A 14,516-nucleotide genomic window follows, 5' to 3' on the forward strand; every position below is an offset into this window, starting at 1 on the left:
GATTAACGACGACCTTCAGCAATAGCGGTAACGGCTTGTAATTCAGCGGCTTCCTGCTCTTGCTGTTCCTGGCGCTCACGTACGTCGAGGATCTGGTTGTTGATCAGACCTTCTTCGATTTCGCGCAGCGCGATAACGGTGGTTTTATCGTTTTCTTCCGGTACCAGCGGATCCTTTCCGCCTACCTGCATCTGACGAGCGCGACGCGCGGCGACCAGTACCAGGTCAAAACGGTTACCAATTTTCTCTACAGCGTCCTGAACAGTTACGCGTGCCATATTTAAAATGCTCCACAGATGGTGATGGACTGGGCATGATACTGAATGTGAGTTCAGTCTGCCAACAGTTTGCTGATTAAAGCGTCATGTCGCTGCATCTGGCGGCCCATACGCAGACGTTCGGCGCGAATGATGGTTTTGAGGTCGCCCAGGGCGGTATCGAAATCATCGTTCACAATAAGGTAATCATACTCTGCGTAATGGCTCATTTCCGCAACTGCTTGCGCCATGCGCTTTGCGATAACATCTTCGCTGTCCTGACCGCGACCACGCAAACGTCTGTCCAGCTCGATTTTCGACGGCGGCAAAATAAAGATGCTGCGCGCCTGCGGCATTCTCATGCGGATTTGCTGCGCGCCCTGCCAGTCAATATCCAGGAATACATCTACGCCGGTTTTAAGAACTTGCTCAATCGTAGCGCGCGATGTGCCGTAATAATTGCCAAATACCTCGGCGTGTTCAAGGAAGGCGTCATCATCAATCATCGCTTTAAATTCGGCATGATTAACGAAGAAATAGTGTTCACCGTGCACTTCACCCGGACGCGGCGCGCGCGTGGTGTGTGAAACAGAAACCTGGGTGTCATACAACGGTTGGGTTTTTAATAAAGCCTGAATGAGGCTTGATTTACCCGCGCCACTGGGGGCGGAAACAATATAAAGCGTGCCTTGAGCCATGAGAGTCTTTTGTATGTGAATTGCGAAAGGAAACTTACATACGTGCCTATTATACACAACGGCGCAACGTGACGTAGCCCTCGTCACACTTTTTACTGTGGATAATGGTGTTTTGCGCGCCTTTTCCCTGATTTGCCACCCTTTTTCTGCAAACGGTGAAAAACGCCGGAACCCACCTCGCAAACTCTGTTTTACTGTCTCGAAAACCTATTTCCGTCGCGATATACCCGCTGCATTCAGCTAAGGAGACGGCGAAATGTGGATAAGGATATTTATGATGATCGGCGCGGTGGTCTGGAGCGTATGCAGTAACGCGGCCTGCCCGGTGTGGGCGCCAGCGCGAGCAGAACAAGAGATTGCACAACTGGAAAAACAGATGGCGCAGTGGAATGAGGATTACTGGTTGCAGGGCGCGAGCGCCGTGAGCGACGATGTTTACGACAATCTCAATGCCCAGCTTGCGAACTGGCGGCGCTGTTTTGGGCAGGAGACGGTCCGTGATGCGCCAGCCGTAGCGGGCGGTACGGTAAGGCACCCGATTGCCCATACGGGGGTTGATAAACTGCGTAATAAAGACGCGCTGCGTAAATGGATGGCGGGTAAAGCAGCGCTTTGGGCACAGCCGAAAGTGGACGGCGTGGCGGTCACACTGGTCTATCGCCACGGCAAACTGGAGCGGGTCATCAGTCGGGGGAATGGCCTGGCAGGCGAAGACTGGACGGAGAATGCCCGCCGTATTCCCGCACTGCCGCAAACTGTTACCGGCGCACTGGCAAACAGCGTCTTACAGGGCGAGCTGTTTTTAAAGCGGGATGGTCATATTCAAAAACAGATGGGTGGCATGAACGCCCGGGCCAAAGTGGCGGGCGCCATGATGAGACGAGGTGGGTCGGATGTGTTAAGCGACATTGCCGTCTTTGTCTGGAGCTGGCCGGACGGGCCGCAAGCGTTAGCGCATCGCCTGCAATTATTAACGCAGGCAGGGTTTGACTGGGTGGAACGCTACAGTGTGCCCGTCAGCAATATCAATGAGGTTGCGGTCCTTCGCGAGCGCTGGTTCACTACCGCGCTGCCCTTTGTGACAGATGGCGTGGTGGTACGAAGTGCTCAAGAGCCGCAAGGAAAACAGTGGCTCCCGGGGCAGGGTGTCTGGGTCGCGGCATGGAAATATCCGCCAGTCGAACAGGTCGCCGAGGTGAAAAATATCCGCTTTACCGTCGGGCGTACCGGGAAAATTGCCGTCGTTGCCCATCTGGAGCCGGTACAACTGGACGATAAACGTGTGCAGCGGGTCAATGTTGGTTCCGTGCGGCGTTGGCAGGAACTGGATATTGCGCCTGGCGATCGGGTAGTGGTAAGCCTGGCAGGGCAAGGGATCCCACGCATTGATGATGTGGTCTGGCGCGGGCAGGTTCGCGTTAAACCGCAGCCGCCTGCCCCGGTTTTCACGCCGCTCACCTGTTTTTATGCCTCGCCAGAATGTCAGGAGCAATTTCTGGCCCGGCTGACGTGGCTGAGTTCAAAGCAGGCGCTGGATATTGAAGGGCTGGGGGAGGCGGGTTGGCGTGTATTGCATCAGGCGCATCGGTTTGAACATCTCTTTTCCTGGCTGGCGTTAACAGAAACGCAGCTACAGGAAACAGCCGGGATAACACCTGCTCGCGGACGGCAGCTTTGGCATCGCTTCGAACTTGCCCGGGAGCGGCCCTTTGTGCGCTGGGTTTATGCCCTTGGTCTGCCGTTAACGACGTCGGCAATTCAGGCCGCCGGGGATACCCACTGGCAGCAGATGCAGGACCGAAGCGACCAGGCGTGGCAGCGCCTGCCGGGCATCGGTGCCCGGAAAGCCCGCCAGGTCACGACTTTTATTCAGGAGCCGGTGGTTAAGACGCTGGTGGCCTGGCTGGGTGAGCACGGAATTGCTGGCTTTTAGCGCCGTCACTTTTGCAGCAGTGATGAGGTCTTTCGCTATGACGGCCATATTTTGCTTTGCGATGTTCCCATGTGTTTATCTCAAGGGCATGATCCCGTGGGGCCTGGCGCGATTGTGTCCTGGATAATGGCGTATTTTTTGTGCATTTCCGAACCCCTGGCAAGCGTCACATTTTTCAGGGTGGTCACAATCGGATTGCTGTCGCTGTCTCCCTGAAATGTCAGCGTACCTGCCGTAAGCACTTTCACATGATCAAACGTGATATCGCGAAAGATGGGGAGCAGATGCCCTTCTTTAGGTTCGTAGCGCGTGTCCAGAACAATCGGGTTTTTCACGTTTTCCATGCAGATATTGCGATAGTTGACTCCGGTGACCAGACCACCGCGCGAACGGTCGCTTTTAATGCGCAGCCCGTTGGTTGTGCCGTTCAGGGTGAGCTGGTTGACGTCCACATCACTCACACCTTTATTGACCTCGCTACCAATGGACATGCCGTGCCCGGAGCCAAAGCGGTTATCCACAATGGAGATATGGGATGCGCTGGCATTCCCGGCTTTAATGGCGACATTATCGTCCCCGGTGTCGATCACGCTGTGGGTGAGCGTCACGTTCGTCGAGCCCATAGGATCAAAACCATCCGTATTACGTGCGAAAGCGGGGGTGTCGATAGTGATCCCCCACAGGGTCAGCCCGTTGCTGCGGTTGCCCACTACGTGGAAATTCGGCGCGTTTTTGAGGGTTATCTGATACAGCGTGATATCTGAGGAGCTATCAATCTGGATTAAGCGAGGCGCATTCTGTTTGCTGTCACTTTTTTGCGCCTCTTTTGCCAGTTGCCACCATGTCTGGTTTCGCCCGGCCATGACCGTGCCACCCTGACCATCAATTGTCCCCTGTCCATAAATCCCGCTGCCAACCGCCTCTTTAATCCAGATAAACGGTTTACAGCCCTTCCCTGAATCATCCAGCGTGCCGCAGATCTGTTTGCCTGTGTCGAAGCGGACCGGGTTGGCGACAGCCCTCAGCGTTGCTCCTTTATCAATCGCAAGGCTAACCCCCGATGGCAGGCTGAGTGGGCCACTGTAGAAGGTATCCGTGTTTTCTGCTGCGGCCAGATGCACTGTTTTTCCGCGAGCGCAGGTATTGAGCGCCGTCTGGATTGCCTGCGTTGCATCGTCTGTTCCACTGGCATAAAGGGTCTGACAAGGCGGCGGTGTGACGGGTTGGGTGACGGTGCGCGTATCTCCTGCCTGTGCCCCTGCGGAACAGAGCAACAGTATGGCCGTTAGCGTACGAACATGAAGTGGTCGCAAGGGTGAAGACATAAAAAGTCCGGACAGGTGGAAACCTGAAAATCACAATACCGGGGGCGGTACGGACCTGTAAAGCGATGGCCGGGAGCGGAGGGCAGAAAATAAAAAAGCCCGCAGCATTGCGGGCTTTCAGAGCACTGGCGGGATTATTCGATGTTCTGAATCTGCTCGCGCATCTGCTCAATCAACACTTTCAGCTCAATGGCTGAATTGGTGACATCGGCATTGATAGATTTAGACGCCAGGGTGTTCGACTCACGGTTGAACTCCTGCATCATAAAGTCGAGACGGCGGCCCACAGCCTCTTTCTTCTTGAGGATGTTGTAGGTTTCTTTAACGTGCGCTTCCAGACGGTCAAGCTCTTCGGCAACGTCGATACGCTGTGCCATCAGCACCAGCTCTTGTTCCAGTCGATTATTTTCCAACTGGACCTGCGCTTCTTCCAGTTTTGCTACCAGGCGGTCGCGCTGCCATTGCAGGATTTCCGGCATCTGTGCACGCACGTTTTTCACTTCAGTGCTGACGCCTTCCAGACGCTGCTCAATTAAGGCTTTCAGCGCCTGGCCTTCGGTCTCGCGGGCGACGATAAAATCGTCCAGCGCGCCATCAAGGGCAGACAGAATTTCAGCGGCAATCGCGTCCAGATCCTGTTCCTGAGCGGCCATAACGCCCGGCCAACGCAGAATATCCACCGGGTTGATTTCGCCTTCATCGCTCTGCATTTTGACCCAGTTGGCGGCGTTCACCAGCTGTTTTGCCAGTTTCTCGTTGAGAATCAGTTCGCTTTGGGCGCTGGCGTCAGGTTCAAAACGCAGATTACATTCGATTTTCCCGCGAGTCAGACGCGTACGGATGCGCTCGCGAACCACAGGCTCCAGGCTACGAAATTGTTCCGGCAGACGGAAGTAAGTTTCAAGATAACGCTGGTTTACCGAGCGCAGTTCCCATGAGGCAGAGCCCCAGCTACCCTTGATTTCACGCCGGGCGTAGGCGGTCATACTGCGGATCATAGACGTTCCCGTTTTTTAAGGAGAGATGCGGGGATTATAGCTTTCATGGGCTTATCAGGATAGGAATAACCTTGGTAAGCCAGTATAATGCGCAGCCACATTCGTAACAGCCGGAGAAATCATCATGCGTCCATCAGGCCGTAGCACCACCGAGGTGCGTCCCGTCACCCTGACCCGTAATTACACAAAACACGCAGAAGGCTCCGTGCTGGTTGAATTTGGTGATACCAAAGTGCTGTGCACCGCCACCCTTGAAGAGGGTGTGCCGCGTTTCCTCAAAGGCCAGGGCCAGGGCTGGATCACCGCTGAATATGGCATGCTGCCGCGTTCCACCCACACCCGTAACGCGCGCGAAGCGGCGAAGGGCAAACAGGGCGGGCGCACTATGGAAATTCAGCGTCTTATCGCCCGTGCGCTGCGTGCGGCGGTAGACTTAACGGCGCTGGGTGAATACACCATCACCCTGGACTGCGACGTGATTCAGGCCGATGGCGGTACCCGTACTGCCTCCATCACCGGAGCATGCGTTGCGCTGGCCGATGCGCTGAACGCGTTGGTAAGCGCAGGCAAACTGAAAGCGAACCCGATGAAAGGGCTGGTGGCGGCGGTTTCAGTCGGCATCGTCAATGGCGAAGCGGTTTGTGATCTGGAATACTTGGAAGACTCCGCAGCGGAAACCGATATGAACGTAGTGATGACCGAAGATGGGCGCATCATTGAAGTTCAGGGCACCGCCGAGGGCGAACCGTTCACCCACGAAGAACTCCTGACCTTGCTGGCGTTGGCCCGAGGGGGAATCGAATCGATTATTGCTACGCAGAAAGCGGCGTTGGCAAACTAGTTTTTAAGGCGACTGAGAAGTCGCCTTTTTTTTGTCCATAGAAAAGTGAAATCCTTTCCCAGCCGGCGTAATCGGCGAAGACCGTTTGAACGCGGACAGCGCGGAAAATCCGGAACGTACACGAAGTACATGAGGATTCGAGCACTGCCCGGGTTAAAACTGGCAAGTAAGATAGCCTGATGGGATAGGTTCTAAGATGAGGAGCGAATCCATGAAACAGTATCAGCGTGAGTTTATTGAGTTTGCGCTTAACAAACAGGTGCTCAAGTTTGGCGAGTTCACCCTGAAATCCGGGCGTAAGAGCCCCTATTTCTTTAACGCCGGCCTGTTTAATACCGGGCGTGACCTGGCGTTGCTGGGCCGTTTTTACGCCGCCGCGCTGGTGGATTCGAAAATTGATTTCGACCTGTTGTTTGGCCCGGCCTACAAAGGTATCCCTATCGCGACCACCACAGCAGTCGCGCTGGCTGAGCACCACGAGCGTGACGTGCCGTATTGCTTTAACCGCAAAGAGGCCAAAGATCACGGTGAAGGTGGCACGCTGGTCGGCAGCGCATTGCAGGGCCGCGTCATGCTGGTGGATGATGTGATCACTGCCGGTACGGCAATTCGCGAATCCATGGAGATAATCCAGGCGAACGGCGCGACGCTGGCAGGCGTGCTGATCTCCCTTGATCGTCAGGAGCGTGGACGCGCGGATATTTCCGCGATCCAGGAAGTGGAGCGCGACTACGGCTGCAAAGTGATTTCAATTATCACCCTGAAAGAGCTGATTGCTTATCTGGAAGAGAAGCCGGAAATGGCTGACCATCTGGCCGCGGTGAAGGCATATCGGGAAGAGTACGGGATTTAATAGTATTCCCGGCGTACCTGGGATAGATCGAAAGAGTTGCCCGGATAAGGCGGTTAACCGCCATCCGGGATAACTTATCGCTTATTGCAACTGCGCGGCCAGCAAGGGCCAGCGTGCTTCAAACTCATCGGTCGGACTGTATTTGAACTCGCTACGCACATAGCGCGACAACATCCCCTCACAAAACGACAGCAACTGACTTGCCAGCAGCGTTTCGTCAGTGACGTAGCCTTCGCCTTCACGCATCTTCTTTTCGCGCAGCACCTGGCGAATCTGGGATTCGATACGCTCGAAAAGCTGATTGATACGCCCCTGTAAGCGATCCTGTTCAAACATCAGCGCATGACCGGTAAGAATGCGGGTCAGCCCTGGATTACGCTCACCAAACCCCAGAATCAGTTGCACAATCAGACGCAGGCGCGCTGTGGTGTCCTTTTCATCTTTCATGATCAGGTTGATACGGGTAATCAGGCTATCTTCGATAAACTCAATGAGGCTATCGAACATGCGTGTCTTGCTAGGGAAATGACGGTACAAAGCGGCCTCGGAGACGCCAACAGACGCCGCCAGTTTTGCCGTCGTGATGCGTTGACTTCCATCGCTGGATTCAAGCATCAGTGCCAGAGACTGAAGTATTTCTTCGCGACGATTCCTTTTCGCGGTTTGTTTTTCTGCCATGTTGCAAAATACCCCTGAAATAAGCGCTTATCAGGCGAACATCCACGCGGCGGCCGCAAACCGGTGTTTGCGGAAATGTTATGGCGTTATTTCGCCGCAGGATGCGTTAAATGGGCTGCTTATTTACGCCCGGAGTGACCGAAGCCACCTTCACCACGATCTGTGGCGTCAAACTCTTCAACCAGATTAAATTCAGCCTGAACGACCGGGACAAACACCATTTGCGCGATGCGCTCACCGGGTTCAATGGTAAAGCTGTCCTGACCACGGTTCCAGACGGACACCATCAATTGCCCCTGATAGTCAGAGTCAATGAGCCCTACCAGGTTACCCAGCACAATACCATGCTTATGGCCGAGGCCAGAGCGCGGCAGAATCACTGCGGCAAGCGACGGATCGGCAATATGAATCGCCAGACCGGTCGGCAGCAGGGTGGTCGCGCCCGGTGCCAGCTCTACGGCGTCATCGAGACAGGCACGCAGATCAAGGCCGGCAGAACCGGCGGTGGCGTAGGTCGGCAGTGGGAATTGCTTGCCTACACGCGGGTCCAGAATCTTAACGTCGATTTTTTTCATCATAACGGGTAACGATCTCGTCCAGTAATAAGTGGCCTAACTGTTCCTTGCTCTTTAGCGGTAAATGTTTATCGCCATCCTGCCAGAAAAGATGCAAAGCGTTATTGTCGCTATTAAACCCTTGATTTGATTGCGAAACGTCGTTAGCGCAGATCAGGTCGAGGTTTTTGCGGGCACGTTTTTGCCGGGCATATTCTTCCACATTATTTGTTTCGGCGGCAAACCCAACGACATAGGGGCGATGCTCGGTCAATGCGGCGACACCGGCGACGATATCCGGGTTTTTGACCATTTTTATTGTTAATTCATCGCCTTGCTTTTTGATTTTTTCGTCGGCAATGGCGGCGGCGCGATAATCCGCGACGGCGGCACAGCCAATAAAAATGTGTTGCTGCTGAGCGAGACCCTGTACCGCGGCCTCCATCTCCAGAGCGGTGGTCACGTCAATCCGTTTGACCCATGCTGGCGTTGCCAACGACACCGGGCCTGACACCAGCGTCACGTTAGCGCCACGACGGGCAGCCGCCGCAGCGATGGCAAAGCCCATCTTGCCGGAGCTGTGGTTTGTAATATAACGCACCGGGTCCAGCGGCTCGCGGGTCGGACCGGCGGTAATCATGATGTTCAGATGTTGCAGATCGTTGACAGGCGAGAAATGTGCGGCGGCGAGATCAACGATGGTTAGCGGATCCAGCATCCGGCCCGGCCCAATGTCGCCGCAGGCCTGGCTGCCGCTGTCCGGGCCCCACAATAACAGGCCGCGCGAGGCCAGCACCTCTAAATTATGCTGAGTGGCGGCGGCGCGATACATCTGCTGGTTCATGGCAGGCACAACCGCAACCGGAGAAGGCGTGGCAAGGCAAATCGTCGACACCAGGTCATTAGCCATACCGGCGGCGACGCGCGCGATTAAATCGGCGGTGGCGGGGGCGAGAATGACCAGGTCGGCCCATTTGCCAAGCTCAATATGGCCCATTGCGGCTTCGGCGGCCGGGTCGAGCAGACTGTCGGAAACCGGGTAGCCGGAAACCGCCTGCAGGCTCAGCGGCGTAATAAAGGCTTTCGCTGCTTCGGTCATCGCAACGCGCACATCGGCGCCGCGATCGCGCAGACGACGCACCAGTTCAGGCGCTTTATAAGCCGCGATGCCGCCGCTTATGCCGAGAACGATTTTTTTACCCGCCAGACTCATCATGACTCTTTCCTGTTGGATTTCACCAGAAGGCGGGCATTTTATCACAATCCTGGTGCTGTCGTGCTTTTGCCCGTCGTGCTCTTTGCGAGGTATTACGCAAGTGTGGCGATCCAGTGTCGATGGCCCTTTTCGCTTGTGGCAGCATGGTGCGTAAAAGGGAGGATTCGACATGGATATAGTTTATTTACCCCCATTGCCCAGAGAAAAAATGATGAGTGCGGGCATTGAGTCGCTGACGGATGTCGAGCTACTGGCGCTGTTTTTACGCACTGGCACACAGGGGAAATCAGTGATGACGCTTTCCCGTGATTTGCTGCAGCACTTCGGCTCACTCTACGGGCTGCTCTCGGCGGACTATAAAGATTTTGCCAATGTTAATGGCATTGGGGTGGCGAAATACGCGCAACTAAAAGGCATTGCCGAGCTGGCGCGGCGCTACTACAGCGTTCGGCTACTGGAAGAAACATCATTGTTAAGCCCGGAGCTGACCCGGGAATTTCTGCAAAGCCAGTTGACGGGCGAAGAGCGCGAGATCTTCATGGCGATCTTTCTCGACAACCAAAATCGGGTGTTGAAGCATTGCCGTCTTTTTTCCGGCACCATTAATCAGGTGGAAGTGCATCCGCGCGAAATTGTCCGCGAGGCGATTAAAGTGAATGCCGCCGCCGTGATCCTTGCGCATAATCATCCTTCGGGTAGCGCTGAACCCAGTAAAGCGGATAGAATCATCACCGAAAGGGTGGTGAAGTGCTGTCAGTTTATGGATATTCGTGTGCTCGATCATCTGGTGATAGGCCGTGGAGAGTACGTTTCGTTCGCAGAGCGGGGCTGGATTTAGACCTCTTTGGGCGATCCATCGGGATCTTTGTCTGTTCGGGACTTGAGCACATCGCCGACTCAGCGTATACTACGCCACCTTTGAGAATCTCGGGTTTGGCAATTGGGCCTGGCTACACGAGTTCGCTTAGAACCGTCAGACCAGGCTGTGAAAGCCTGACGAGGCGCCAATACCCCATACGAAGCTCGAGCTAATTTGATTTTTGGAGAATAGACATGTCCCGAGTCTGCCAAGTTACTGGCAAGCGTCCGGTGACCGGTAACAACCGTTCCCACGCACTGAACGCGACTAAACGCCGTTTCCTGCCGAACCTGCACTCTCACCGTTTCTGGGTTGAGAGCGAGAAGCGTTTTGTCACCCTGCGCGTATCTGCTAAAGGTATGCGTGTAATCGATAAGAAAGGCATCGATACAGTTCTGTCTGAACTGCGTGCCCGTGGCGAAAAGTACTAAGTACTTAGAGGAAATAAATCATGGCTAAAGGTATTCGTGAGAAAATCAAGCTGGTTTCTTCTGCTGGTACTGGTCACTTCTATACCACCACGAAGAACAAACGTACTAAGCCGGAAAAACTGGAACTGAAAAAATTCGATCCAGTTGTCCGTCAGCACGTTCTTTACAAAGAAGCAAAAATTAAATAATTTGCGCTTTCTTTGTACGAAAACCTCGCTTCGGCGGGGTTTTTTGCATTTTGCCCTTCGTAGTTTGAGCCGCAGATACGTTAGCTGTGTACGCTCACCCTGGTCCCCTACTCAGGTAAGCGCCCGGGATTCACTTCTTGCCGCCTTCCTGTGACTCAAATTACATTGGGGAAATAAGGAGAAATAAACATGCCAGAGTTACCCGAGGTAGAAACCAGCCGCCGCGGTATTGAACCGCATCTGGTCGGCGCCAAAATTCTTCATGCTGTCGTCCGTAACGGGCGCCTCCGGTGGCCTGTCTCGGATGAAATTCATCGCCTGAGCGACAAACCGGTTCTCAGCGTGCAGCGCCGTGCCAAATACCTGCTGCTGGAGTTACCGGACGGCTGGATAATCATCCATCTGGGGATGTCCGGCAGCCTGCGTATCCTCACCGAAGACCTCCCGGCGGAAAAACACGACCATGTCGATCTGGTGATGAGCAATGGCAAAGTGCTGCGTTACACCGATCCACGACGCTTTGGCGCCTGGCTGTGGACGAAAGAGCTGGAAGGTCACAATGTGTTGGCGCATCTGGGGCCGGAACCGTTAAGCGAGGCGTTTAACGTCGATTACCTGCAACAGAAATGCGCGAAGAAGAAAATCGCCATCAAACCCTGGCTGATGGATAACAAGCTGGTGGTGGGGGTAGGCAATATCTACGCCAGCGAGTCGCTGTTTGCTGCCGGGATCCATCCTGACAGACTGGCCTCGTCACTGTCGCGCGAGGAGTGTGAGCTGCTGGTGCGGGTGATTAAAGCCGTTCTGCTGCGTTCGATTGAGCAGGGCGGTACCACGCTGAAAGATTTTCTGCAAAGCGACGGTAAGCCCGGATATTTTGCGCAGGAATTGCAGGTCTATGGACGTAAAGGAGAGCCGTGCCGGGCGTGTGGTACGCCGATTATTGCGTCAAAACATGCACAGCGGGCGACCTTTTATTGCCGCCAGTGCCAGAAGTAAAGTGCGGTGGTTGCGTTTATCCCGGCCCGCGCTGCGCTTAACTGGGCTATAGGTTGCGGACTGGTAGCCCGGACAAGGCGCGTCAAGCGCCGCCTCCGGGAAGAACGCCCTACAGCTTTTTCAGCAGCGCCTGGTGGACATTCGCTGGCAGGAAATGAGTGACATCACCGGCATGGCGCGCCACCTCTTTTACAAGGGTGGAGGAAATAAACGACCACTCTTTTGATGGCATCAGAAATACGCTTTCCAGGTCAGGCATCAGATGGCGATTCATATGCGCCAGTTGCATCTCATATTCAAAATCTGCCACCGCACGCAGGCCACGAATCAGAATGTTCGCCTGCTGGGCGCGCGCAAAATTGGCCATCAGATCGCTAAAGCCCATCACCGTGACGTTCGGAATCTGTTTGGTTGCTTCCTGAGCCAGCGCCACGCGCTCATCGAGCGTAAACATTGGTTTTTTGCTTGGGCTGGCGGCAATCGCCATCACCACTTCATCGAACATGGTGGCGGCGCGGGTCACGATATCAATATGCCCGTTAGTGATGGGATCAAACGTACCGGGATAAATTGCTTTTGTGCTCATCGCTTAGGCTTTCTCGCTGTAACCGTGGTTTAGCGCCCACAGTTCGGTGTATTTGTTGAAAGTATACTGCGCATTGACCACCGCGAGCAGCCAGCCTTGTTTGCCATCCAGCACGCCACCGCGCAGCAGCAGCGTCTTCAGGAACGCCCCCAGCGTATGGGTGAAAATACCCGCCAGCGATGCCTTCTTGCCCTTCTGATGACGTTCTTGCGCCCAGGCTGTGGCGTAATTGAGCTGTTTGCGCTGAAAGCTGGCGAAATCACGGCAGGTTAAATGCAGCAGGTCGCCTTTCAGTTCGATAACTTTTGCGCCCTGGGTGTCCAGTGACTCATGTACGAGACTGGCGTTGTACTGGTAACGCTCGCGTGGGTAGAGCCGCATCACCCGGTCAGGGTACCAGCCACTGTGACGCATAAAACGTCCCAGGAAAAAGTTACGGCGGGCGATGCTGTAAACCGCATCCGGCTGTGGGGCATCAAGTACCGCGCGAATAGATTGCGCCAGTTCCGGTGTGACCCGTTCATCGGTGTCAATCATCAGGACATAGTCACCGCTGGCAAAGCGTTGCGCCTTCTGGCGCTGAATACCATAGCCCTGCCAGTTGGTATCAGTGAAAACCTTTACCCCTGCCGCGCGCGCGACCTCTGACGTTGCATCCTGGCTGCCGGAATCGAGCAGGATAATTTCATCGGCCCATGCGACTGACGCTAAGCAATCTGGCAGCAGATCTGCCGCGTTTTTGGCGATCATGACCACCGACAGGCGTTGAGACATTAATGGCTCCGCTGAGGCAAATACGGTTGCAGGAGTTGCAGCAGACGCGTCAGCGCGCCCTGGTTCTGATGCAGGACTTCCACGGCGTGGCGGCCACACCACAGACGGTAATCTTCGTCGGTCAGCAAGGTCGAGACCTCTTTGACCAGCGAGTCGGCATCGGTGACGGTAATCAGGCCATCAGCGGCTTGCAGACGCGCGCAGATATCTTTGAAGTTGAAGGTATGCGGGCCCATCAGCACAGGAATGGCATGTGCCGCCGGCTCCAGCGGGTTATGACCGCCGCGCTCGACCAGGCTGCCGCCGACAAAGGCCATATCAGCAATACCGTAAAGCAGCATCAGCTCACCCATGGTATCGCCAATAACGACCTGAGTACTGCCGGAAGGAATTTCACCCGAGCTTCTCATGATGAAACTAAAGCCGCCTTTGCGCACCATTTCGCGGGCGTCAGGGAAGCGCTCCGGGTGACGCGGCACCAGGATCAGCAGTAAATCAGGGAACGTCTCCAGCAACTTGCGATGTGCCTGCAGGATAATTGTCTCTTCGCCGTCGTGGGTGCTGGTAGCAATCCATACTTTACGGCGAGGCGCCCACTGACGCCGCAGTGTTATGGCTTTGGCGGCTAATTCCGGGGTGACGGAGATATCAAATTTCAGGCTGCCGGTAACGGCAAGCTGGCCCCGTTTCAGGCCCAACTGCAGAAAACGATCGCCATCTTCCTGGGTTTGCGCGGCAATTAAGGTGATTCTGCTGAGCAGACGACGCATAAATCGCCCCAGTTTGCCGTAGCCTTTAGCCGAACGGTCCGACAGGCGCGCATTGGCGATCACCAGCGGAATTTTGCGACGGTTCAGCGCGGCAATCATATTGGGCCACAGTTCGGTTTCCATAACGATCACCAGCTTTGGGCGGACCGTATCAAGAAAACGGCCCATCGCGCCGGGCAGATCGTAAGGGAGATAGACATGATGAACATCTTTGCCAAAGGCAGACATCACCCGCTCTGAGCCCGTCGGTGTCATGGTGGTGACGGTAATGGGCAGCATGGGATAGCGGTGGCGCAATGCACGTACCAGCGGAATGGCCGCCAGCGTTTCGCCAACGGAGACGGAATGCAGCAAAATACCGTCCGGCTTCACTTTATTACGGCAAAAACCATAGCGTTCAGCCCAGCGTTTACGGTAAGCCGGGGCCTTGCGGCTGCGAAGCAGAAGCCGCAGCCACACCAGAGGCTGAATTAAGTAGAGCAGGATGGTATACAACAATTCCAAGCGATTATCCGTTTTTTGAGTTTCGGCGGGCAAATTCTAAGCATTTAGCCCG

Annotated in this window: 17 protein-coding genes; 7 read left to right on the plus strand and 10 right to left on the minus strand. The window is 55.0% G+C overall.

Annotated features, from left to right (window positions below; all coding sequences use genetic code 11):
* Positions 1–2: 2 nt before the first annotated feature.
* A complete protein-coding gene (gene rpoZ, locus MRY16398_RS00540; RefSeq protein ID WP_000135058.1) occupies positions 3–278 on the minus strand; it encodes a DNA-directed RNA polymerase subunit omega in 276 nt (91 codons plus the stop codon).
* Positions 279–331: 53 nt separating this feature from the next.
* The gene (gene gmk, locus MRY16398_RS00545) at positions 332–955 is read right to left on the minus strand and encodes a guanylate kinase (RefSeq protein WP_039080107.1); all 624 of its coding nucleotides are present in this window, start codon (positions 953–955) and stop codon (positions 332–334) included.
* A gap of 256 nt (positions 956–1,211) precedes the next feature.
* Between gmk and ligB the strand changes: the two genes are divergently transcribed.
* Entirely contained in the window at positions 1,212–2,888 is a 1,677-nt protein-coding gene (gene ligB, locus MRY16398_RS00550) for an NAD-dependent DNA ligase LigB (RefSeq protein WP_255498896.1), read from the plus strand.
* 80 nt (positions 2,889–2,968) lie between these two features.
* On the opposite strand, the gene MRY16398_RS00555 is transcribed toward ligB, so the two are convergent.
* Both MRY16398_RS00555 and MRY16398_RS00560 read right to left on the minus strand, forming a co-directional pair.
* Positions 2,969–4,213 carry a glycoside hydrolase family 28 protein gene (locus MRY16398_RS00555; protein ID WP_125123717.1) on the minus strand — a complete coding sequence of 415 codons (1,245 nt, stop codon included), beginning with the start codon at positions 4,211–4,213 and terminating at the stop codon, positions 2,969–2,971.
* Between the two features lie 134 nt (positions 4,214–4,347).
* Positions 4,348–5,211 carry a YicC/YloC family endoribonuclease gene (locus tag MRY16398_RS00560; protein ID WP_039080109.1) on the minus strand — a complete coding sequence of 288 codons (864 nt, stop codon included), beginning with the start codon at positions 5,209–5,211 and terminating at the stop codon, positions 4,348–4,350.
* A gap of 124 nt (positions 5,212–5,335) precedes the next feature.
* On the opposite strand from MRY16398_RS00560, the gene rph reads away from it, so the two are divergent.
* Positions 5,336–6,052 (plus strand): ribonuclease PH, encoded by a 717-nt coding sequence (gene rph, locus MRY16398_RS00565; protein ID WP_125123718.1) that lies wholly within the window; start codon positions 5,336–5,338, stop codon positions 6,050–6,052.
* 211 nt (positions 6,053–6,263) lie between these two features.
* Positions 6,264–6,905 carry an orotate phosphoribosyltransferase gene (gene pyrE, locus MRY16398_RS00570; protein ID WP_039080111.1) on the plus strand — a complete coding sequence of 214 codons (642 nt, stop codon included), beginning with the start codon at positions 6,264–6,266 and terminating at the stop codon, positions 6,903–6,905.
* 81 nt (positions 6,906–6,986) lie between these two features.
* On the opposite strand, the gene slmA is transcribed toward pyrE, so the two are convergent.
* The 3 genes from slmA to coaBC form a co-directional block, all read right to left on the minus strand.
* On the minus strand, positions 6,987–7,583 hold the full coding sequence (gene slmA, locus MRY16398_RS00575) for a nucleoid occlusion factor SlmA (protein ID WP_039080112.1): 597 nt from the start codon (positions 7,581–7,583) through the stop codon (positions 6,987–6,989).
* A gap of 119 nt (positions 7,584–7,702) precedes the next feature.
* Positions 7,703–8,161: a dUTP diphosphatase gene (dut, locus tag MRY16398_RS00580; RefSeq protein WP_039080113.1), complete on the minus strand. Its 459-nt coding sequence runs from the start codon at positions 8,159–8,161 to the stop codon at positions 7,703–7,705.
* On the minus strand, positions 8,139–9,350 hold the full coding sequence (gene coaBC / locus MRY16398_RS00585; RefSeq protein WP_103245897.1) for a bifunctional phosphopantothenoylcysteine decarboxylase/phosphopantothenate--cysteine ligase CoaBC: 1,212 nt from the start codon (positions 9,348–9,350) through the stop codon (positions 8,139–8,141). The genes dut and coaBC overlap by 23 nt, the downstream gene beginning before the upstream one ends.
* 172 nt (positions 9,351–9,522) lie before the next feature.
* On the opposite strand from coaBC, the gene radC reads away from it, so the two are divergent.
* The 4 genes from radC (at position 9,523) to mutM (ending at position 11,830) form a co-directional block, all read left to right on the plus strand.
* Positions 9,523–10,191, plus strand: a complete 669-nt coding sequence (gene radC, locus MRY16398_RS00590; protein ID WP_039080115.1) for a RadC family protein — start codon at positions 9,523–9,525, stop codon at positions 10,189–10,191.
* Between the two features lie 215 nt (positions 10,192–10,406).
* Entirely contained in the window at positions 10,407–10,643 is a 237-nt protein-coding gene (gene rpmB, locus MRY16398_RS00595; RefSeq protein ID WP_002436699.1) for a 50S ribosomal protein L28, read from the plus strand.
* A 20-nt stretch (positions 10,644–10,663) separates the two neighbouring features.
* On the plus strand, positions 10,664–10,831 hold the full coding sequence (rpmG, locus tag MRY16398_RS00600) for a 50S ribosomal protein L33 (protein WP_003024094.1): 168 nt from the start codon (positions 10,664–10,666) through the stop codon (positions 10,829–10,831).
* A 189-nt stretch (positions 10,832–11,020) separates the two neighbouring features.
* A complete protein-coding gene (gene mutM, locus MRY16398_RS00605; RefSeq protein WP_110296556.1) occupies positions 11,021–11,830 on the plus strand; it encodes a bifunctional DNA-formamidopyrimidine glycosylase/DNA-(apurinic or apyrimidinic site) lyase in 810 nt (269 codons plus the stop codon).
* Between the two features lie 109 nt (positions 11,831–11,939).
* On the opposite strand, the gene coaD is transcribed toward mutM, so the two are convergent.
* The 3 genes from coaD to waaA are packed head-to-tail and all read right to left on the minus strand — an operon-like array spanning position 11,940 to position 14,464.
* Positions 11,940–12,416 carry a pantetheine-phosphate adenylyltransferase gene (coaD, locus tag MRY16398_RS00610; protein ID WP_071195076.1) on the minus strand — a complete coding sequence of 159 codons (477 nt, stop codon included), beginning with the start codon at positions 12,414–12,416 and terminating at the stop codon, positions 11,940–11,942.
* Between the two features lie 3 nt (positions 12,417–12,419).
* Entirely contained in the window at positions 12,420–13,190 is a 771-nt protein-coding gene (locus tag MRY16398_RS00615) for a glycosyltransferase family 2 protein (RefSeq protein WP_039080118.1), read from the minus strand.
* Positions 13,190–14,464 (minus strand): lipid IV(A) 3-deoxy-D-manno-octulosonic acid transferase, encoded by a 1,275-nt coding sequence (gene waaA / locus MRY16398_RS00620; RefSeq protein WP_039080119.1) that lies wholly within the window; start codon positions 14,462–14,464, stop codon positions 13,190–13,192. Before waaA ends, MRY16398_RS00615 begins: the two co-directional genes overlap by 1 nt.
* Positions 14,465–14,516 lie beyond the last annotated feature (52 nt).

Origin of the sequence: Phytobacter sp. MRY16-398, from assembly GCF_003925915.1 — a bacterium.
GTDB classification, from domain to species: domain Bacteria; phylum Pseudomonadota; class Gammaproteobacteria; order Enterobacterales; family Enterobacteriaceae; genus Phytobacter; species Phytobacter diazotrophicus.